Below are 18,842 nucleotides of genomic sequence, written 5' to 3'. Positions count from 1 at the left end.
ACAGTTCCCACTGTCAACGTGACCGGGTTGCGGTATCTATGCTGTTCGCGTGGATCGATACAGCCGCTCCCAGCTCGCCGAACTCAGCGGGGTGCCCGCACGCACCATCCGCTACTACCACTCGCTCGGCGTGCTGCCCAAGCCCGGACGCGCGGGCAAGGAGGCGGTCTACGGCGAAGACCATGTGGAGCGACTGCGCGCCATCGCGGCCATGCAGGCGCGCGGTCTGCGCCTGGACGCCATCCGCGAGGTCTTCGAGGCCGAGGTCCCGCCCGACGGGGATTGGCGCGAGCTGTTCGACCCGCGCTACGCGGCTACAGAGGCGGGTTCGATCATCGACGACGAGCAACTCTCCGAAGTGCTCGGTGATCGCCGCCCGGAGATTCTCGAGGAGCTGATCAGCGCGGGCTATGTGCAACCGCACGGTCAGCGCTGGCACATCCCCGAACCCGCGATGCTCACCGGCGCGCTCGTGCTCTACGACGTGGGCACCGATATCTCCCTCTCGGGCACCCTGCGCACCCTGATCCGCACCCGTATCGCGGATCTGGCCGATGAGATGGTGCGCGCCTTCCGCGACGCGGTCGGCACCAGCTACGGCGGAGAAGGCGTGCGCCCGGACCTGATTCGCTTCCAGGAACGCTATCGGGCCGCCGCCCGCGAGGTGGGCGGTGCGACCCTGGTCGCGGAAATCGAGCGCGCGGTCCGCGAACTCGACGACTGAGCGCACCTAGGGAACCGTCACCGGGTCATCGCAGCTGGCCGGGGGATCCACGAGCGCGCAATCGGACGGGCCGCGCACGGGCACATAGGTCGAGGGCACTCCGTTCGAGGCCACGATCCGGCGATAGGTGTCCACGGCCTCGGTGGGGATCCGGGTCAGACTCGCATCGGCCTTGGCGTCGACGGTGAAGAGTCCGAAACGCGGTGTGTAGGAACCCCATTCGTAATTGTCGGTAATACTCCAGTAGTTGTAGCCGACCAGGTTGACGCCCTCGCCCTTGGCCCGCTGGAGCCAGTACACGGTGTCGCGCAGATGATCCGAGCGGGTGTACCCGTCCTTGCGCGGATTGCCGTCCTCGGTGGGCATCCCGTTTTCCACCACCCACAGCGGCTTGTTCGGAAACTTCTCCGAATAGTGTTGCAGTGCATAGTAGATGCCCTCGGGCCGGACCGGCAGATCCCACATCCCCTTGGGAGCGGCGGCCGAGCCGTCGGGCAGGGCGACCGCATTGGACTTGGGCGGCTCGACCCCGAAGTAGTAGTCGATGCCGATGAAATCGAGTTTTTCGCCGATGCGATCCATGAGCGGCCCGTTGACCTGCGACTCCGCACCCGCGACATAGCCGACATTGCTGGTCACCAGCGCCCCGCGCTGCACCTTGTGGATGTAGTCGTAGATCTGGTTGTGCGCCTGAGCGACCTCGTCGAGCATCCGATCGGCGATGGTATCGTTCTGCCGCACCTCGTGCATGATGTACGCGACCGGCTCATTGATGGTGACCCACACCGGATTTCGCGAGGCGTACCGGTCCACCACCTTCTTCATATTGGTGAGCCAGTCCTGCACCATGCCCGGGTTGTTCCAGCCGCCGCGGTCCAGCGCCCACCCCGGATACACCCAGTGGTCCAGGGTCAGCATGGGCTGCATGCCGTTCTCGAGAATGGTGTCCACGACCGAGTCGTAGAAGGCGAAGCCCTGTTCGTCCCAGGTGTCGGGGGTGGGTTGCAGTCGTGCCCATTCGATGCCGATACGGAAGACCTTCACGCCCAGGCCCGCCGCGAGGGCGATATCGCCGGGGTAGCGGGAGCGGAAGTCGATGGAGTTGCGGTACCTGTCCCAGTCCGGATTGTTCTGGATGTATCGCAGCCAATTGCTGTCCGGCGCATGGCCCTCCGATTGGAAGCCCGAGGCCGCCACCCCCCACAGGAAGTTCTCGCCGAGTGATCCGTGCGCGGCCGAGGTGGCGGCGGGCGGGGTCGCGGAACCGACCGCGGTGACGGGTAGGAGCGTTGTCGCCGCCGCGATCCCGGTCAGGACGAGACGGTGCAGCCGTGTGCGCATCGGGACTCCTGTTCCGGGACGAGTGGTCGGAATGTCCCGAATCGGAGCGTAACTGGCAGATAGCTCATTATTCGCGCACGAACATGCGTGTCGCATGGTGCGGATGTGACGTATGTTGCGTTACCCGCGCTGAGCGCGCGGGCGGCTCAGCGCGGCAGGGTCACCGGATCGGTGCAACTCTCGACCGCGTCCACCAGCGAACAGGTCGCGGGCGCGCGGGTGGGCAGATAGGCGGCGGGCACTCCGCCGGTACGGGTGATCAGCCGGTACGCGTCCACGGCGTCGGTGGGCCGCCGGGTCAGCGCCGGGTCGGTGAGCACGTCGACGGTGTACAGCCCGAAACGGGGTGTGTAGGAACCCCATTCGTAATTGTCGGTCAGGCTCCAATAGTTGTAGCCCATGACGTTCATGCCGTCGGCCTTGGCGCGCTGGATCCAATACATGGTGTCGCGCAGATCGTCGGCGCGGGTGTAGCCGTCGAAACGCGGCTGCCCGTTCTCGGTGGGCATACCGTTCTCGACGATGTAGAGCGGTTTGCCGGGGAAGAGCTGAGCGAAATGCCGCAGCGTGTAATAGATGCCGTCGGCTTGGAGCGGGAGCTTCCACAGCGCCGACTGCGCGAACGCGGTGAACTGGGTCAGCACCTCGGGGGACATGCCGTAGTAGTAGTCGATGCCGATGAAATCGAGCTTGGCTCCGATCCTGTCGAGCATCGGCCCGTTCACCAACGCGTCCGCGGCCGGAATGTAGGCCACATTGCTGGTCACCATCGCGCCCGGCTGCACCTGATGGATGTGGTCGTAGATGGCGTTGTGCGCGGCGGCGAGTCGATCCTGCATGGCGGGCACCTCGGTGAGCGGCAGGCCGCCATTGCGCACCTCGTTCATCATGTACGCCATGGGCTCGTTGATGGTGACCCACAGCGGATCATCGCCCGCGTACCGGTCGACCACCTTGCGCATATTGGCCAGCCAGTCATCGACCATGCCCGGATTGGCCCAGCCGCCGCGATCGGCCGCCCAGCCCGGGTAGACCCAGTGGTCGAGGGTGAGCATGGGTCGCATGCCCGCCGCGCGAATGGCGGCGATCACCTTGTCGTAGAAGGCGAATCCGGCCTCGTCCCATACTCCCGGCTGCGGTTGCACCCGTGCCCATTCGATGCTGATCCGATAGACGTTGACCCCGAGATCCTTGGCCAGGGCGATATCGGAGGCGTAGCGGGTATAGAAGTCGACGCTGTCGCCGTAGTGACCGTAATCGGCGTGCGCGGTGGCGTACCGCAGCCAATTGCTGTCCGGCGCATGGCCTTCGGATTGGAATCCGGCGGCGGCCACGCCCCAGTAGAAGCCCTCGCCCAGGCTCGGCAGATCGGTCGAATCCGCCCGGACCGGACCGGCGCTCGCGATCAGTGCGGTGGCGACGGCGGCCAGGGCGGCGAGCGCGTGCCTGCGGGAATGCGGGCGCATGGATCTCCTCGGTCGGATTCGACAGAACTGGGCGGGTGTCCGGAATTATGGCGAACCCGTGCCCGGAGCACACGGGGTTCGCCGGAATACCCTTCGACCGGACGGTCGAGATAGCGCGAGGCTAATGCCGCCGCACCCAGATCCTCCAGTACCTCGAACCCCGTGTCGTCCAGCAGGTCCGGCAGCAGCGGATCGCGCTCGGGCAGATAGTCCAGGACGATCTCGGTTCCCGCCGCGCAGTCTCGCACTCGCGACAGCGTCGTCGCGAGTGGCCCTCGATCGCCGGAACCGGTGCGCACCGGCACGGCGGCGCGGGTGAGCCGGATCAGAAACGCGGGCTCACGCACATCGAACCCCGTTGCCGCCGAAGCGAATTGCGCGTCGGTCAGTTCGGTCACCCGGAGCCCCGGATACGGATTGTGCCGGGCGAAGGTATCCAATGCCGGGCCGAGCAGAACCAACTGGGAGATACCCCCGGTGATCGCCTCCGCGAGCCGGTCCTCGGCGTAGCGACAGCGCGCGGCGGACAGCAGTCGGCGCTGCCGGTCGGGCGGGAGCTGGGTCATCGTGGGCGGAACCCCCACGCGCGCAGCAGAATCAGGAGCCCGGATGCGGGGGCATGGGCGGGGTGGGCGGCCAGCCCGGAATATGCGGCATCGGCGGGGCCTTCGGCATTTCCGGCATGGGCGGCATATCCGGCATCTTGGGGAAGGTGGGTGCCGGCGGCATGGGCGGCAGCGGCATCCCCCCGGAGCCGAAGCGCTGGAACGCCGCCTGGCGTGAGGTGCCGAAGATCTCCCCGATCTCGGCCCAGGTGCGTCCCTCATCCCGTGCCTGCTGCACCAGCGAGCGCAGCACATCGTCGACGACACTGTCGAGGCTGCGCGCCGCGCGCAGTGCGGCCATGACCGAGGGGACGGGTGCGCCCTGCGCGGGACGAAGCACCTCGGCGAGGAATTCGGCATTGGTGGACAGGAGTTTCGCCAGGACCGCCCGCTCATCGGCGGGATCCCTGTGCTGAGCGTCGTTCATATGTAAATGCTGCCTTTACGCGAATTCTCTTGTCAAGGACAGCTTTACATTACGAATCCGCCGAAAGTTTGCTGCGCGCCAAGCTGGTTATTCGGCGTTCGCGCTCGTGGTGGTGCGGGGTTTGGTCGGGGTCACGGTGGTGGACTCGGTCGATTCGATGCCGCAGTCTTCGAGCGGATCGGTCGTATCCCGCCCGGTGCACGAGGTGAGCGGGGTGGCGGTGGTGGTCACCGAGGTGCGGGGAGTCGTGGTCACCGGGACGGTCGTGGTGACCACCGGGGGAGCGGGGACCGCCGGGGCGATGGTCGGCCGGGCGGTGGTCGTGGGCGTCACGGTGGTAGTGCCTGCGGGTTCGGGTGCATCGGTGTCCAGACCGCTGACACTGTCGCATCCGGCGACGGCCATGGTGGCGGCGAACAAGAAGCAAACCGCGGAGTTCCTACCCATGGCGGAGAGCATAGCGTTAGTCGGCGGTGACGATTTCCGCCAGAACCGTACGGGCCGATCGGGCGGGACGCCCCAGGATGGCGGCCAGATCGGCTGTGGTGGTGGCGAATTCACCGCGGCGCGGAAGATGCGGTCGAACTCATTCGAGCCGCCGGAACCGGTGCGATCCTGACCCCGCTGTCCATGCCCCCGCGCCAGCGCGACCCCGAACTCGCCGACGCCATGTACGACGCGGTCATGCGCGCGATCCTCACCGATATGCCCGCGCTCGCGTCCGACGACACCACGGCCGCGATCGTGGCCTTCCGAACCCTCGCGCCGAGGATCCCCGCGCTCACCGAGGCCGAACGCAACCTGCTCGCCGAATGGCTGGAGCGCGCAAGCGCATCCGAGGGCGTCCGGTAGGTCCCGGACATGGCGATGGGAAGGAGTAGAACTCCTTCCCACTCTCAACTTATATCGCACCCCGGGGCTTGCGGCAAGACCCGGGTGATGCCGCAGAATCGCTCATCGAAGCCAGAACCTGCGGAAATGAGGAGTTGCCTTGGGAGACGCGAGCCCTGTGACCATCGACGCGTTCAATCTGCCGGACCGCCTCGCCGCCAAAGCCGACCCGGCGCTGATCGGTGACGACCGCGTGCGCTTCGCGGCCATCGCCGAGAGCCTCGAACGATCCAAAGCGGAATTGACCGAACGCCTCGATGTCGTGCGCAAGGCGCCTGTCTCACTGGGACAGGAGGCGGTGGAGCGGGATCAGGAGGTCCGTCAGCTGACCGCGCGCCTGCGCGGTCTGGGTCGGTTCGGCCTGGATCTGTGCCTGGGACATTTCCTCGCCGAGGGCGCGGACGAGCCCGTGTACGTGGGACGGCTCGGGTTGACCGACAGCCTGGGGGATCGACTGCTGGTCGACTGGCGTTCCCCGGCGGCCGAACCGTTCTTCGCCGCGACGCACGGCAATCCGATGGGTTTGGTGCGCCGCCGCCGGTACCGCTGGACGCTCGGGCGGATCAGCGACTACTGGGATGAGGTGTTCACCGCCGACGGCTTCGAAAACGATGCCGCCCTCGACGATCAGTCGGCGTTCATCGCGAGCCTGGGTAGCAATCGATCCGCCCGTATGCGCGATGTATTGGGCACCATTCAGGCCGATCAGGATGCCGTCATCCGCGCGGGATCCAAGGGTGCGCTGGTGGTCGACGGCGGACCCGGTACCGGTAAAACCGTTGTGGCACTGCACCGTTCGGCCTATCTGCTGTACGCGGATCCGCGCCTGGGACATCGCAAGGGTGGGGTGTTGTTCGTCGGCCCGCATCGGCCGTACCTGTCCTACGTCGCGGATATCCTGCCGAACCTCGGTGAGGAGGGTGTGCGGTCGTGCACGTTGCGCGACCTGGTGGCCGAGGGCGCGCAGGCGATCGCCGAGACCGATCCCGAAGTCGCGCGGCTCAAGTCCTCCGCCGATCTGGTGCGGGCGATCGACAAGGCCGTCGAATTTTATGAGCAGCCGCCCAGGAAAGGAATGACGGTCTCGACCGATTGGGCCGATGTCTGGCTCAGCCCCGAGGACTGGGCCGAGGCGTTCCAAGCCCCCGAACCCGGCACCCCGCACAACGAAGCGCACGAACAGATCTGGGAGGTGCTGTTCGCGATCCTCGCCGAGAAACACGATGCGGACATCCCGCCCGGAGCGCTGCTGGAGTCGTTGCGGCAGAACCGGGAACTGCGCACCGCCCTCAACAACTCGTGGACGTCGATCGAGGCGGCGGACCTGGTCGGCGATCTGTGGTCGGTCCCGGCCTACCTGCGCATGTGTGCGCCGTGGCTGACTCCCGAGGAAGTACAAGCGTTGCAGCGCAAGGACTCCCAGCGTTGGACCACCTCGGACCTGCCGCTGCTGGACGCGGCGCGACGGCGGCTCGGCGACCCCGAGGCGGCCCGCACCAAACGCCGCAACGCGGCCATTGTCGCCGCCGAACGCGCCCGGATGGACGAGGTCATCGGCGACCTCATCGCCTCGGCCGTCCACGACGACGGCGAGGGTCTGATGACCATGCTGCGCCAGCAGGACCTCAAGGACCATCTGGTCGACGAGAGCGCGCTCACCATCGCAGACCCGGACGTCCTGGCCGGACCCTTCGCGCACGTCGTGGTCGACGAGGCGCAGGAGCTGACCGATGCGGAATGGCAGATGCTGTTGCAGCGCTGCCCTTCTCGCAGCTTCACCATTGTCGGCGACCGCGCCCAGGCCCGGCACGGCTTCACCGAAACCTGGCAGGAACGCCTCGAACGCGTCGGCCTGGACCGCATCACCATCGCGGGCCTGACCGTCAACTACCGCACCCCCGAGGAGGTCATGGCCGAGGCCGAACCCGTCATCCGGGCCGCGCTGCCCGACGCCAATGTCCCGACCTCGATTCGCCGCAGCGGAATCCCGGTCCTGCACGGCTCCACCGCGGACCTGCCAGCCATCCTCGACACCTGGCAGGCCGAACACGAGGAGGGCGAGGGCGTCGCCTGCGTCATCGGCGACCCGGCCTTCCGTCCCACCGCTCGAATCCGTTCGCTCACACCGGTGTTGGCGAAGGGCCTGGAATTCGATCTGGTGGTCGTGGTCGATCCGGAGAACTTCGGCGACGGCATCGAGGGAGCAGTGGACCGCTATGTCGCGATGACCAGGGCGACACAGCAACTCGTACTCCTCACCACTCCCGGCCGGTGAGGGGTCGCCGGAAAAGAATTCGCCGGTCGGCCGGTCGGGCTGATAGCTTGTCGGGACCGTGACATCGTGCGAGGAGGTGAGACCCATGAACGCTGCATCGAAATGGGTGCTCCCCCTCGCCGTCACGGTCGGGCGAACGTCGTAGTTGTCGCCGGGGAGCGCCTGCACAGGGCACTCCCGAAAGGCGACAACCATGTACTCACAACATTTCACGTTCGACACAGGCGCACCCGCCGCCGTCATCACGCGGGTATCCGATTCCGAATGGCAGGCCGAGGTGCACGGCCGGGTGGTCGGCACCTCCGATGTGACCGCGCGGCCCGATGGACGGCTCTTCGTCAGCGTCGACGCCTGGCATGCCACCGTATTCGACCAGCTCGCCACCGCGATGCGGGCCGACCTGTCGCGACCGCTGCACACCGTGGTGGACGAGGTCGAGACCGACCTGATCGCGGGGTGGGGGCGGGCGGGCTTCGTGCCGGGCCGGCGCGAGTGGGAGTATTCGGTGCCCACCGATCCGGCGGTCACCGGACTCGATTCGGTTCGGGCACCGGGGATCACGATCGTGGCCGCCGGTGCCGCGGCGGAAGATCCACTGCGCGAACTGGATCGGGCGATCCGCGCGGAGGTCGAGGCGAGCTTCGGCTGGTGCGATATGCCCGCCGAAGTGCTCTGCCGGGCGGACGGCGACACCATTGTCGATCCGTCCAAATACGCGGTCGCGGTGCGAATGGGCAGGTATGTCGGCCTCATTCGCGTCGTGCAGGCGGCTCGGCAACCGCGCATCGGATTGATCGCGGTCCTGGCCGGTGCACAGCGCACCGGTGTGGCGCGGGCGCTGCTGGCGCACGCGCTGGGCGCACTGCATCGGGACGAGATCGGCCCGGCCTACGCCGAGGTGAACGAATCCAACACCGCGGCAACGGCGTTGTTCGACGGGATCGGCGCGCGGCGCGTCGGCGGCAATCTGGAACTGGTGCTGCCATGACCAAGACGAGCAAGGGCATCGAGATCGAGGGCACCGTGACCGAATGTCTGCGCAACGCCACCTTCCGGGTGGAGTTGGCCAACGGGCACCTGGTGCTCGCGCATATCAGCGGGAAGATACGGAAGAACTACATCAAGATCATGCCCTTCGATCGGGTGCTGGTGGAGCTCAGTCCGTACGACCTGGCGCGGGGGCGAATCCTGTTCCGCTATCGGACATGAGCGGTCGGCGGCTGGAAGCCACCGATCCGCTCCTCGAGTAGTTCGGCCAGCCGCAGCGGGGTGCGGTCCTCGAACATCGGACCGATGAGTGCACCCCCACCGGCATACCCGCGGGCGATCGGGTATGCCGGTGGCGGCGCCGCCCCGCCGGATCTTGCTGGAGTTTCTCTGCTACTTCCCCAGATTGCGGTCGAACAGGGCTAGCAGTTCGCGGTAGTGCCGTTCGGCCGCTTCGGGGTCGTAGGCGGAAGTGTCGGCCTGGGTGAAGCCGTGCTGGGCTCCCTCGTAGACCTCGGTGTGGTGGCGGACGCCGGCGGCGGCGAGTGCCTTGTCGAACTGCGTGATGTGTTCCGAAGTCATGTGGTCGTCGTCGCCGGCGTGGGCGAAATACAGCTCCGCGCTGATGTTTCCCACGGCCAGGTGCGGACTGTCCGGGGTATCGGTGACAAGTGGCCCGCCATGGAAACCGGCCACCGCCGCGACCCGATCGGGGAACATAGCCGCGATCATTACCGCTAGCCGCGCACCCATGCAGTAGCCGGTGAGGCCAAGCTTTCCCTCGGCGACCTGCGGCGAGGCTGTCAGCCACGCGAGGTAAGCGCCAGCGTCCGAACGCAGGAGCTGCGGTGTCAGCTCGCGGATCATCGGGAAGACCTGCTGGAAGATCTCCGGCCGCTGCGGCGCGTCGATCAAGTCCGGCAGCTCGATTACCGGTGCCCGCCCATGCCGGTAGTAAGCGTTCGGAAGCAGGACCGTGTAGCCGTGGGCGGCAATACGATCGGCCAGCGATCGCAGGCTGGGCCGCAGTCCGAAGCCATCTTGAATCACCAGCACTCCCGGATGGGCGGCGCCATCGTCGGGGCAGGTGAGGTACGCGTCGGCGACACCATCGGGCGTCTGCACGCCAACCGACATACCGTGCGTTGTCGTCATCGTTGAATCCTTCTGTCGTAGTTGAAGTCCCGTGATCAACACGACGAAGGCGGAGCCCGCGCACTACCGCAAGATCCTCGATCGACAAGCGGGCCGACACCGGCCCGCACAGCGCTCAGAACAGCGCCGGGTAACCCATCCGTGTGTGGCGCAACGCCGTCCCGGTAGTCATCGCCTCACATCGTAGCCACCGGTCAGGACAGATGTCACTCGCTGAATCCCCCGGTAGTGCACGAACCCGGTGATGACTACTTGTCGAACGTCATTGGTTCGGCTGGGTGCGGTCGCGGTTGTTGAGTGCGGCGTGTTCTTCGTCGGTCAATGGGTTCTCGCGCCAGAACTCGGCCGGCATCGCACCGAGCTTGATGCGTCCGGCAGGTTGGACGGCTTCGGTGATGATGGCTGTGGCCTGCGGCGCAGCGTTCATAGCGACAATGTGCAGTGTTGCATTCAACGCAATTCATCCCAATTTCCGGGTCACAGGCCGAGTTTGGTTACCGCGTTGTCTTCCAAGGGGTTCGCGGTGCGGATGTAGCCGTGCACCGTGCGGGGATTGGACCAGCGGCCCTGCCGCATGATCTCGCGGTCGCTGGCGCCGCCCAGGGCGGCCTGGGTGGCGAAGCCCGCGCGCAGCGAGTGGCCGGAGAACAGGTCGGGATCCAGACCGGCGCGCGCGGCGTAGCGTTTCACCAATTCGGCTACCGCGCGGCCGGACATGGGGGCCTGCGCGATGCCGCCGTGCCGGGAGATCGATGGGAAGAGCGGGAGGTTCGGGTCGGTCAGGGTGGTGCCGGTGAAGCCGTGGCAGCGGTGGATTCGCGAGTCGGCGGGGTTCGCGGCCAGCCACGCCGGGAGGGTGGCCGGATCGGCGATATGGTGTTCGCGCAGGCGAATCCAATCCGCGAAGGCGCAGACCGGGCAGCTGTGCGGGCGCTGGCCCCGGGGCAGGGCCACGCGCTGGCCGGTGATGCCGGTCGGATCGGTCTTGGTGGTCGGCAGGTGGATGAGCAGCAGCGGTTCGCCGCTGGTGTGGTCGGTGTCGACGCGGACATCGGTGATGGCCAGGCTCGCGATCTCGCTGCGGCGCAAGGCTCCCGCGAAGCCGACGAGCAACAGCAGGGTGTCGCGGCGGCGGGCCGGTTCGGTGGGCCAGCCGGGTTCGGGAAGTTCGGCGAGCAGCTGATCCAGGGTGTGCAGCAGAACCGGGCGCTTGCGCTTGGGCCGGGTGCGGCGGGTGCGGCGGATACCGCGCAGGGTCAGGCGCACCACATCCGCGCGGGTGGGCGACGGCAGACCGTTGGCGGCGTGCACCGCGGCCAATGCCGCCGATTTGCGTTCCAAAGTGGCTGCGCTGAAAGCCCATTCACCATTCGGGCGGCGCGCGTCGGCGGCCGCGGCGAGATACACCGCCACATCCAGGGAATCCGCGGGCAGCGCCTGCCGGGATTCGGCCAGACACCAGGCCGCCCAGGCGATCCAATCGGTGCGATAGGCGCGCAGCGTATTCGCCGACTGCGATGCCTCGAGATAACGGCGCAGCGATCCGGCCTGCTCATCGTCGAAGCGTTCCCGAACCAGGTGCAGCGCAGCGGTATCCACCAGCACACTGCGCACTCCCCGGCGCAATTCGGTGCGCACCGCATCGGGCACCGCGATGACCGCGCCCCGCGCGTGCGATTCACTGTCGGCGGACATGGGCTCGACCCTACGGCACCGGTCGCCGCCCCCGCCGAAACGCGCGCCAGTATCGTCGGGTGGCGATATCCCGTGGCATCCCAGGAGGCGATCTTGACCATCGAGCCCGGCCGTTCACTTCCCTTGCGGCAGCCGCCGATTCACGTACCCGATGAGGTGCTGGACGATCTGCGCCGGCGCCTGGCGCTGACCCGGTGGTCGGAGGACGCGGGCAATAAGGACGGGTTCTACGGCGTACCGCGCGACTACCTCCGGGAGCTGGTCGAATACTGGCAGCGCGAGTTCGATTGGCGCGCCGCCGAAGCCGAGATCAATGCCTACGAGCACTATCGGGTCGAAATCGACGGCGTGCCGGTGCATTTCATGCGCAAACCCGGTGTCGGGCCCGACCCGAAGCCGCTGATTCTCACGCACGGCTGGCCCTGGACCTTCTGGCACTGGTCCAAAGTCATCGACCCGCTGGCCGATCCGGCCGCGCACGGTGGCGATCCGGCGGACGCGTTCGACGTGATCGTCCCATCCTTCCCCGGCTTCGGCTTCTCCACCCCCGTGCCCGATCGCCCCGACCTCAACTTCTGGAAGGTCGCCGATATCTGGCACACCCTCATGACCGAGGTGCTGGGGCATGAGAAGTACGCCGCCGCCGGATGCGATGTGGGCGCACTGGTCACCGGCCAGCTCGGCCATAAATACGCCGACGAGCTCTACGGGATCCACATCGGTTCGGGCCAGCGCCTGGACATGTTCAACGGCGACCGCGCCTGGGACATCACCGGCGGCCGGCCGCTGCCCGAGGGTCTCGCGCCCGAGGTCCACGCCCGAATCCTGGAGTTGGAGAAGCGTTTCGCCGTCCACCTCGCCGCGCAGATGCTCGCCCCCAGCACGCTCGCGCACGGACTGTCCGATTCACCGGCGGGCATGCTCTCCTGGATCCTCGAACGCTGGACCGCCTGGAGTGACAATCACGGCGATATCGAAACCGTCTTCACCAAGGACGAACTGCTCACCCACGCCACCATCTACTGGGTGACCAACTCGATCGGCACCTCGATTCGGGTGTACGCCAACCACAATCGTTACCCCTGGACACCCGAGCATGATCGGCACCCGGTGATCGAGGCCCCCACCGGCATCACCTTCGTCGCCCACGAGAACCCGCCCGGTGTCACCACCGAGGGCCGGGTCGAGCATTTCCTGCGCTCGGATCGCGCCCCCTGGTACAACCATGTCAACCTCACCGCGCACGACTACGGCGGGCACTTCATACCGTGGGAGATCCCCGATGAGTGGGTGGCCGACCTGCGCCGCACCTTCCGCGGCCGCCGCTGATCCGGAATCAGCGGTCGATCGCCCGGAACGCGCTCAGCAGCATCGCGGTGAGATCGTCCAGGTAACTGGACTCCAACGGGACGTTGACGACGGTGAGCCGCCAATAGAGCGGTCCCGCAAGGAAATCCAGGGCGAGGGGGATATCCAGATCGCCCGGTAGCTCGCCGCGGTCGATACCGCGGCGCAGGAGTGCGGCGGCGCGTTCCCGGCGCGCCCCGCCGACGCCGTCGGCGAGGGCGGTCGCCAGCGCGGGCTCCCGTCCCGCCTCCGCGAGCAGATCGGGAATGATCTTGGACGCGAGCGGATGTCGAAGCCCTTCGGCCGCCGCGGCCAGATACGCCCGCACATCTGCGCGCACCGATCCGGTATCGGGGACCTCGGCGGCCGCGACCGCGGCCTTGGTGATCAGGTCTACGGCCATGGCCTGTTTCGAGGACCAGCGCCGGTAGACCGCGGCCTTGCCCGCACCCGCCCGGCGGGCCACCGCCTCGATGGACAGTCGCCCGTAGCCGACCGCCGCGAGCTCCTGGAAGAACGCGTTCGCGAGCGCGTCGGTCAGGGCATCCTGGAGTACCGGACCGCCGGGGGAGCGGCGAGTGGAGGGTGTCGGCATGGCCCGAGATTACACGAGCCGGAACGGTTGCGTATCGACATGTTCAACGGGCCGGTATTGTGTGGGACTCGGAGTCCCATATATCCTCCAACTGTGGGGTGGCTCACGTGCCGCCGATCGCCTGAGGAGACATCGATGACGCTGTCAGATTCGGTTCGCACCGACTTCTTCGACGCCGAGTACCGTGCGGCCCTGGCGACCCTGTCCGAGGGGTCGGTACACCGCAAATTCGATCCGTATCTCGATATTGATTGGGACGCACCGGAATTCGAGTTGGATCCCAATGATCCGCGCTGGGTGCTGGCCCCGGAATACGATCCGCTGGGCGCGACCGACTGGTACCGCAACCTGCCCCTCGAGCGTCAGATCGAGATCGGGCGCTGGCGCATCGCGAATGTCATCAAGGTCGGCGCGGCGTTCGAGAGCGTGCTGATTCGCGGAATGATGCAGTACATCATGAAGCTCCCGAACGGTTCGCCGGAGTTCCGCTACTGCCTCCACGAAATGACCGAGGAGTGCAATCACATCCAGATGTTCCAGGAACTGGTGAACCGCATCGGCGTGGACGTCCCCGGTATGCGCCCGCTGTTCCGCATGCTGTCCCCCTTCATCGGGGTCGCGGGCGGATACGCGCACGTGATCCTCTTCATCGGCGTGCTCGGCGGTGAGGAGCCGATAGACCACTACCAGAAGGCCCTCATCCGCCAGGGCGGCAATGTCCCCCCGGCGGTATTGCGCACCATGGAGATTCACATTGCCGAGGAGGCCCGCCACATCTCCTTCGCCGGTGATTTCCTCACCGCCCACATCTCCCGCATGGGCACCGCGAGCCGTGCCGTGTGCTCGGTGGCCTTCCCCCTCGCCATGCGCTGGCTCGCCGGCGAGATCATGACCCCACCCAAATCCTTCGCCCGCCGCTTCGACATCCCCGAACACGTGATGCGCGAAGCCTTCTGGGACGCACCCAACTCCCGCCGCATCCTCTCCGGCTACTTCGGCGATATGCGCACCCTCGCCCGCGACCTGGGCCTCATGAACCCCATCGCCCGGCAACTCTGGACCCGCCTGCACATCGACGGCCCACCCTCGCGCTACCGCAGCGAACCCGACCGCCGCAGCGCCTGACCCGGCGGCCTCGGACGGACGTCGCTCGCGATGCCGGTGTCAGCTGTGCGCGGTGTCACCCGCCGCCAGTTCGCTCAGCACCGTGAGCAACGGCCGATCCGGGTCGAGGGTGAGTTGGTGTTCGCGGGCCACACCGTCCAGCACGCTCCAGGCGTATCCGGCTACGGCCGTGACCAATTGGGTGCGGGTGAGCGCCGGGGCGGGGTCGCGGGTCCAGCGGTTCACCGTCGATTCGGTCATGGTCACGATGGCGAAGGTCATGGTGTCGATGGCGGGTTCGTCCGCGACACCGACCACCCCGGCCAATCCGGAGACCAATTGCCTTGCCCGGCCCGCGATCTCGGCCTGCAACCCGACCATGGCGGAGAGATTGTCGGGATCGTCGACCCCGGGCCCGCGTCGCACGAATTCGTCGCGGCGCGGATGTTCGGCGATCCAGTCGACCACCGCGCCGACCGCGCGCACCAGAATCACCCGAATCGACCCCGCCCCGATATCGAGCGCGGCATCGACGGTGGCGGCGAATTCGGCGCAGATTGCCGAGCGCACCTGCCGATCCAGATCGTCACGCCCGGAGAACTGCCGGTACACCACGGATTTGGCGAGCCCGGCGCGTTCGGCGATCTGCTGCATCGGGGCCTCGACCCCGGGTGCGTTCTCATCGAGAAGTTCGATGGCTGCGGCGATTATGCGTTCGCGGCGCTCGTCATTGTGCGGAACCCAGCGTGCCCGCCGACCACCGAGAGCGGGCGCTACGGAGTCGGCACGGGACATCCGCCGAGTCTAAGGCACCGGATGGGTGGCCCCGATGCGGAACACCGGCCGCCCCACCTCGGCTCCGCCAGCGGCTGGTGTCGGAGCAGATTCCGCAGTGAGGTGACCGCCCGCTGGGTGCGCGTCAATTCGTCCTCGAGCCGGGCCAGATGCGCGGTGATGCGCTCATTGCGCGCGGTGAGATCGGGTGCGCTGAGCACCGCCTGAATCTCCTCCAGCGGCATATCCAGATCCCGGAACCGCCGAATGACCTGGGCGATCGGAATCTGTCCGGCGGTGTAGTGCCGATATCCGGTACCGGCGTCCACGCCCGCGGGCTCGAGAGGCCGATCTGGTAATAGTGCCGTAGCGACTTGACGGTCATATGGGTGGCGCGTGCGAAATCCCGATCGACAGCGTGCCCACCATTGTGCTGTCTCCTCCACGGGGAGAGTTCGTCCCGGCGCCGGCTGTTGACTCTCCCGTGGTGGGAGGGTCGAGTCTTATCGCAGCGGCCGAAACGGTCGCCCGATACGAAAAGGACTCACCCCCAATGCCTTTCCTCGAATCCCACGACGGCACCACGCTGTTCTACCGTGATCGCGGTACCGGCCGCCCGATCGTCCTGTGCTCCGCGTGGGGTCTGGACAGCAGCGAATTCCAGTACCAGACAGGGCAACTCGTCGAGAACGGCTATCGGGTCGTCTCCTATGACCGCCGCTCGCACGGCCGCTCCGACGATCCCGGACACGGTTACGACTACAACACCCTGGCCGATGATCTCGATGCCCTGCTCGCCCATCGGGACCTGCACGACGTCATCCTGGTCGGCCATTCCATGGGCACCGGTGAGATCACCCGCTATCTGACCCGCCACGGCAGCGCTCGCGTGCGCGGACAGGTCCTCATCGGCGCGGTCCTGCCCTTCATGCTCGGCACCCCGGACAATCCGGCCGGGTTGCCCGCCGCCGCGGTGGCCGAGATCCGCGACTCCTGGAACAACGATTTCGGGGCGTGGCTCGATGCGAACGGACCCGCCTACTTCGGCGTGGGTCTCCCCAATTGCGATGTCTCCCGGCGGGTTCAGGACTGGACCCTGGACACCATGATGCGCGTTCCGCTGCACGCGCTGCTGGCCTGCAATCGTTCGGTGATCGAAACCGATTTCCGCGCCGAACTTCCCGCCATCGTTGTGCCCACGCTCATCATCCACGGCGATACCGACGCCTCGGTCACGGCGGAGATGTCAGCGCACGTGCTGACGAGGTTGCTGCCCGACTGCACCCAGACGATCTATGAAAACGCTCCGCACGGGCTGTATTTGACCCATGGCGCGCGACTCACCGCGGATCTGCTGGATTTCGCCGCGAAGAATGCGGAAGGCTGAATGTTGAGGCCGAGGGCGAGTCGGGTAATTCTTCCCTTCCCCTTTCAACGTATATCGCACCCCGGGGCTTGCGGCAAGCCCCGGGGGACGGTGCAGAATCTCCAGCCGAAGTCGGTACCTGCGGATTTCTGAGTCGAATGGGGGTTTCATGATCGACGTGATCATTGCCGGTGGCGGTCCCACCGGATTGTGGCTGGCGAGCGAACTGCGATTGCAGGGTGTCGGTGTGCTCATCCTGGAGAAGGAGGCGGAGCCGACCGAGATCGTCCGGTCGCTGGGCATGCACGCGCGCACCATCGAGGTGATGGATCAGCGCGGATTACTGGACCGTTTCCTCGAGTTCGGGCAGAAGTTTCCGCTGCGCGGATTCTTCGCGGGCATCGCCAAACCGCAGCCGGAGCGATTGGACACCTCGCATCCGTACGTGCTGAGCATCCATCAGCCCGTCACCGAACGCCTGCTGACCGAACATGCCATCGAAGTCGGCGCCGAGATCCGGCGCGGCACCGAGGTGGTGGGAGTGCGCCAGGACGATCGGGGCGTGACCGTCGACCTGGCCGACGGCACCGAGCTGCGCTCGCGCTATCTGGTCGGCTGCGACGGCGGCCGCAGCACGGTGCGCGGACTGCTCGATATCGGGTTCCCCGGTGAGGCCAGCCGGTCCAATTACCTGCTCGCCGAGGCGGAGCTGACCGCGGATCCCGACACCATCACCGCGATCATGACCGAGATCCGCAAAACCCAATTGTTCTTCGGCGCGGGGCCCGTCGGCGACGGCCGCTATCGCATCGTGGTCCCCGCCGCCGAGGTGGCCGAGGACCGCACCACTCCGCCGACCCTCGACGAGCTGAAGCGACAGTTGATGGCGACCGCGGGCACCGACTTCGGGGTGCACTCACCGCGCTGGCTCTCGCGCTTCGGTGACGGCACCCGCCTGGCCGATCAATTCCGGGTCGGCCGGGTGCTGCTGGCGGGCGACGCCGCGCACGTACACCCGCCCATGGGCGGGCAGGGCCTGAATCTCGGTATCCAGGACGCGTTCAACCTGGGTTGGAAACTGGCCGCGCAGGTCAACGGCTGGGCCCCGGAGACGTTGCTGGACACCTATGAGCAGGAACGGCGACCCGTGGCCGCCGATGTCCTGGACAACACGCGGGCGCAGAAGGTGCTCATGTCCGCCGATCCGGACTCCCTGGCGGTACGCCGCCTGGTCTCGGAGCTGATGGATTTCGACGAGGTGACCCGGTTCCTGACCGAGAAGATCACCGCCCTGTCCATCCGCTACGACTTCGGCGAGGGCGACCCGCTGCTGGGAAAACGGTTGCGGGACATCGCCTTGAAGCACGGCCGCCTCTACGAGCTCATGCACTCCGGGCGCGGCCTGCTGCTCGATCAGACCGGCCGGCTCTCGGTCGCGGGCTGGGCCGATCGCGTCGATCATGTGGTCGACCTGAGTGAGGAATTGAACGCCCCCGCGGTCTTGCTGCGACCGGACGGTCATGTGGTCTGGGTCGGTGAGGATCAGCGGGATCTGCTCGATCACCTGCCGAGGTGGTTCGGCAACGCTGCCGAAAACAGTTGACCCGGTACGGCTTTCGGCGTCAGGACGGCCGACTGACCTCGTAGCTGCCCGTCCGGGTCGTCACCCGGACCGATACATCCTTGTTCTCGCCGCCGACGACCAGGGAACAGTCGTAGATCGCGCCCGCCCGCGCGGGCATCGACACCGGGCAGTGCACATTCTCGACATCGGTGATCCCGTAGCTGCTGCGCAGCATCGTCCCGATCGAGGCCTCCACGGCTGCGGAATCGAGCCGGGTTTCGTGTGGGGCCAGGCTCTGCGCCGCGGGCGGCTCCACCTGCGGCCGCGCCACCGGTTGGGGTTGCGCCTGCGGTTGAGGCTGGGCGGCAGCGGGTTTCGCCGGAGCGGTGCCGCCGTCGGTGGCGCGGACCAGGACCACGATCAACATGAGACCGGAGACGGCGATCGCGCACACGGAGGCGACGACCAGCAGCATGTTCGACGGATGGCGTGACGAGGGCAAGGAGTGACTCACGCCCATGATCCT

General features: G+C 67.0%; 21 protein-coding genes. 9 read left to right on the top strand and 12 right to left on the bottom strand.

The annotated features are described in order from the left end of the window. Window positions 1-49: 49 nt before the first annotated feature. Entirely contained in the window at window positions 50-724 is a 675-nt protein-coding gene (locus tag NA10_RS04825) for a MerR family transcriptional regulator (RefSeq protein WP_067563825.1), read from the top strand. Between the two features lie 6 nt (window positions 725-730). On the opposite strand, the gene NA10_RS04820 is transcribed toward NA10_RS04825, so the two are convergent. From NA10_RS04820 to NA10_RS04800, 5 genes are all read right to left on the bottom strand, one after another. Further along, complete coding sequence (locus NA10_RS04820) at window positions 731-2,065, bottom strand: family 1 glycosylhydrolase (protein ID WP_067563822.1); 1,335 nt, start codon at window positions 2,063-2,065, stop codon at window positions 731-733. Window positions 2,066-2,211: 146 nt separating this feature from the next. Continuing rightward, window positions 2,212-3,531 carry a glycoside hydrolase family 1 protein gene (locus tag NA10_RS04815; protein ID WP_067563819.1) on the bottom strand — a complete coding sequence of 440 codons (1,320 nt, stop codon included), beginning with the start codon at window positions 3,529-3,531 and terminating at the stop codon, window positions 2,212-2,214. Then, complete coding sequence (locus tag NA10_RS04810) at window positions 3,471-4,097, bottom strand: class I SAM-dependent methyltransferase (RefSeq protein ID WP_067563816.1); 627 nt, start codon at window positions 4,095-4,097, stop codon at window positions 3,471-3,473. The genes NA10_RS04815 and NA10_RS04810 overlap by 61 nt, the downstream gene beginning before the upstream one ends. A 31-nt stretch (window positions 4,098-4,128) precedes the next feature. Next, a complete protein-coding gene (locus NA10_RS04805) occupies window positions 4,129-4,563 on the bottom strand; it encodes a hypothetical protein (protein WP_067563814.1) in 435 nt (144 codons plus the stop codon). An 87-nt stretch (window positions 4,564-4,650) separates the two neighbouring features. Further along, on the bottom strand, window positions 4,651-5,010 hold the full coding sequence (locus NA10_RS04800; protein WP_157556050.1) for a hypothetical protein: 360 nt from the start codon (window positions 5,008-5,010) through the stop codon (window positions 4,651-4,653). 183 nt (window positions 5,011-5,193) lie between these two features. On the opposite strand from NA10_RS04800, the gene NA10_RS04790 reads away from it, so the two are divergent. From NA10_RS04790 to infA, 4 genes are all read left to right on the top strand, one after another. After that, window positions 5,194-5,415: a hypothetical protein gene (locus NA10_RS04790; RefSeq protein WP_067563806.1), complete on the top strand. Its 222-nt coding sequence runs from the start codon at window positions 5,194-5,196 to the stop codon at window positions 5,413-5,415. A 139-nt stretch (window positions 5,416-5,554) separates the two neighbouring features. Next, the gene (gene helR / locus NA10_RS04785; protein WP_067563803.1) at window positions 5,555-7,729 is read left to right on the top strand and encodes an RNA polymerase recycling motor ATPase HelR; all 2,175 of its coding nucleotides are present in this window, start codon (window positions 5,555-5,557) and stop codon (window positions 7,727-7,729) included. Between the two features lie 193 nt (window positions 7,730-7,922). Further along, window positions 7,923-8,717: a GNAT family N-acetyltransferase gene (locus NA10_RS04780; RefSeq protein ID WP_067563801.1), complete on the top strand. Its 795-nt coding sequence runs from the start codon at window positions 7,923-7,925 to the stop codon at window positions 8,715-8,717. After that, entirely contained in the window at window positions 8,714-8,938 is a 225-nt protein-coding gene (gene infA / locus NA10_RS04775) for a translation initiation factor IF-1 (RefSeq protein ID WP_067563798.1), read from the top strand. The genes NA10_RS04780 and infA overlap by 4 nt, the downstream gene beginning before the upstream one ends. A 171-nt stretch (window positions 8,939-9,109) precedes the next feature. On the opposite strand, the gene NA10_RS04770 is transcribed toward infA, so the two are convergent. From NA10_RS04770 to NA10_RS04765, 3 genes are all read right to left on the bottom strand, one after another. After that, window positions 9,110-9,871 carry a dienelactone hydrolase family protein gene (locus NA10_RS04770; RefSeq protein ID WP_067563795.1) on the bottom strand — a complete coding sequence of 254 codons (762 nt, stop codon included), beginning with the start codon at window positions 9,869-9,871 and terminating at the stop codon, window positions 9,110-9,112. A gap of 262 nt (window positions 9,872-10,133) precedes the next feature. Continuing rightward, window positions 10,134-10,298, bottom strand: coding sequence for a hypothetical protein (locus NA10_RS36415; protein ID WP_157556048.1), 165 nt, complete (start codon window positions 10,296-10,298; stop codon window positions 10,134-10,136). A 50-nt stretch (window positions 10,299-10,348) separates the two neighbouring features. Beyond that, window positions 10,349-11,566 carry a site-specific integrase gene (locus NA10_RS04765; protein ID WP_067563792.1) on the bottom strand — a complete coding sequence of 406 codons (1,218 nt, stop codon included), beginning with the start codon at window positions 11,564-11,566 and terminating at the stop codon, window positions 10,349-10,351. 93 nt (window positions 11,567-11,659) lie between these two features. On the opposite strand from NA10_RS04765, the gene NA10_RS04760 reads away from it, so the two are divergent. Further along, on the top strand, window positions 11,660-12,895 hold the full coding sequence (locus NA10_RS04760; RefSeq protein WP_067564000.1) for an epoxide hydrolase family protein: 1,236 nt from the start codon (window positions 11,660-11,662) through the stop codon (window positions 12,893-12,895). A 7-nt stretch (window positions 12,896-12,902) separates the two neighbouring features. On the opposite strand, the gene NA10_RS04755 is transcribed toward NA10_RS04760, so the two are convergent. Next, on the bottom strand, window positions 12,903-13,508 hold the full coding sequence (locus NA10_RS04755; protein ID WP_067563790.1) for a TetR-like C-terminal domain-containing protein: 606 nt from the start codon (window positions 13,506-13,508) through the stop codon (window positions 12,903-12,905). Window positions 13,509-13,643: 135 nt separating this feature from the next. Here NA10_RS04755 and NA10_RS04750 point away from each other — a divergent pair, with 135 nt between their 5' ends. Then, window positions 13,644-14,633: an AurF N-oxygenase family protein gene (locus NA10_RS04750; RefSeq protein WP_067563787.1), complete on the top strand. Its 990-nt coding sequence runs from the start codon at window positions 13,644-13,646 to the stop codon at window positions 14,631-14,633. A 39-nt stretch (window positions 14,634-14,672) separates the two neighbouring features. On the opposite strand, the gene NA10_RS04745 is transcribed toward NA10_RS04750, so the two are convergent. Next, window positions 14,673-15,407: a TetR/AcrR family transcriptional regulator gene (locus NA10_RS04745; RefSeq protein WP_067563785.1), complete on the bottom strand. Its 735-nt coding sequence runs from the start codon at window positions 15,405-15,407 to the stop codon at window positions 14,673-14,675. Further along, window positions 15,386-15,715, bottom strand: coding sequence for a MerR family DNA-binding protein (locus NA10_RS04740; protein WP_067563782.1), 330 nt, complete (start codon window positions 15,713-15,715; stop codon window positions 15,386-15,388). Before NA10_RS04740 ends, NA10_RS04745 begins: the two co-directional genes overlap by 22 nt. A 224-nt stretch (window positions 15,716-15,939) precedes the next feature. Here NA10_RS04740 and NA10_RS04735 point away from each other — a divergent pair, with 224 nt between their 5' ends. Together NA10_RS04735 and rox are read left to right on the top strand one after the other, a co-directional pair. After that, the gene (locus NA10_RS04735) at window positions 15,940-16,773 is read left to right on the top strand and encodes an alpha/beta fold hydrolase (RefSeq protein WP_067563779.1); all 834 of its coding nucleotides are present in this window, start codon (window positions 15,940-15,942) and stop codon (window positions 16,771-16,773) included. A gap of 148 nt (window positions 16,774-16,921) precedes the next feature. Then, window positions 16,922-18,355, top strand: a complete 1,434-nt coding sequence (gene rox, locus NA10_RS04730; RefSeq protein ID WP_067563776.1) for a rifampin monooxygenase — start codon at window positions 16,922-16,924, stop codon at window positions 18,353-18,355. Window positions 18,356-18,374: 19 nt separating this feature from the next. Here the strand turns inward: rox and NA10_RS04725 are convergent, their stop codons facing one another. Continuing rightward, window positions 18,375-18,830: a DUF4333 domain-containing protein gene (locus NA10_RS04725; protein ID WP_169812521.1), complete on the bottom strand. Its 456-nt coding sequence runs from the start codon at window positions 18,828-18,830 to the stop codon at window positions 18,375-18,377. Window positions 18,831-18,842: the final 12 nt, after the last annotated feature.

The organism is Nocardia acidivorans NBRC 108247, from assembly GCF_001625085.1.
GTDB classification, from domain to species: Bacteria; Actinomycetota; Actinomycetes; order Mycobacteriales; family Mycobacteriaceae; genus Nocardia; species Nocardia acidivorans.
The sequence above is the reverse complement of the archived record's forward strand: the minus strand, read 5'-3'. Positions and strand labels throughout refer to the sequence as shown.

What these genes read in the sequence shown, in the direction of transcription:
- NA10_RS04820 (WP_067563822.1), bottom strand. Translation starts at nt 2,065, where the DNA reads ATGCGCACACGGCTGCACCGTCTCGTCCTGACCGGGATCGCGGCGGCG.
- NA10_RS04755 (WP_067563790.1), bottom strand. Translation starts at nt 13,508, where the DNA reads ATGCCGACACCCTCCACTCGCCGCTCCCCCGGCGGTCCGGTACTCCAG.
- infA (WP_067563798.1), top strand. Translation starts at nt 8,714, where the DNA reads ATGACCAAGACGAGCAAGGGCATCGAGATCGAGGGCACCGTGACCGAA.
- NA10_RS04770 (WP_067563795.1), bottom strand. Translation starts at nt 9,871, where the DNA reads ATGACGACAACGCACGGTATGTCGGTTGGCGTGCAGACGCCCGATGGT.
- NA10_RS36415 (WP_157556048.1), bottom strand. Translation starts at nt 10,298, where the DNA reads ATGAACGCTGCGCCGCAGGCCACAGCCATCATCACCGAAGCCGTCCAA.
- NA10_RS04780 (WP_067563801.1), top strand. Translation starts at nt 7,923, where the DNA reads ATGTACTCACAACATTTCACGTTCGACACAGGCGCACCCGCCGCCGTC.
- NA10_RS04735 (WP_067563779.1), top strand. Translation starts at nt 15,940, where the DNA reads ATGCCTTTCCTCGAATCCCACGACGGCACCACGCTGTTCTACCGTGAT.
- NA10_RS04800 (WP_157556050.1), bottom strand. Translation starts at nt 5,010, where the DNA reads ATGGGTAGGAACTCCGCGGTTTGCTTCTTGTTCGCCGCCACCATGGCC.
- NA10_RS04765 (WP_067563792.1), bottom strand. Translation starts at nt 11,566, where the DNA reads ATGTCCGCCGACAGTGAATCGCACGCGCGGGGCGCGGTCATCGCGGTG.
- NA10_RS04810 (WP_067563816.1), bottom strand. Translation starts at nt 4,097, where the DNA reads ATGACCCAGCTCCCGCCCGACCGGCAGCGCCGACTGCTGTCCGCCGCG.
- NA10_RS04815 (WP_067563819.1), bottom strand. Translation starts at nt 3,531, where the DNA reads ATGCGCCCGCATTCCCGCAGGCACGCGCTCGCCGCCCTGGCCGCCGTC.
- NA10_RS04745 (WP_067563785.1), bottom strand. Translation starts at nt 15,407, where the DNA reads ATGTCCCGTGCCGACTCCGTAGCGCCCGCTCTCGGTGGTCGGCGGGCA.
- NA10_RS04750 (WP_067563787.1), top strand. Translation starts at nt 13,644, where the DNA reads ATGACGCTGTCAGATTCGGTTCGCACCGACTTCTTCGACGCCGAGTAC.
- NA10_RS04790 (WP_067563806.1), top strand. Translation starts at nt 5,194, where the DNA reads ATGCCCCCGCGCCAGCGCGACCCCGAACTCGCCGACGCCATGTACGAC.
- NA10_RS04805 (WP_067563814.1), bottom strand. Translation starts at nt 4,563, where the DNA reads ATGAACGACGCTCAGCACAGGGATCCCGCCGATGAGCGGGCGGTCCTG.
- rox (WP_067563776.1), top strand. Translation starts at nt 16,922, where the DNA reads ATGATCGACGTGATCATTGCCGGTGGCGGTCCCACCGGATTGTGGCTG.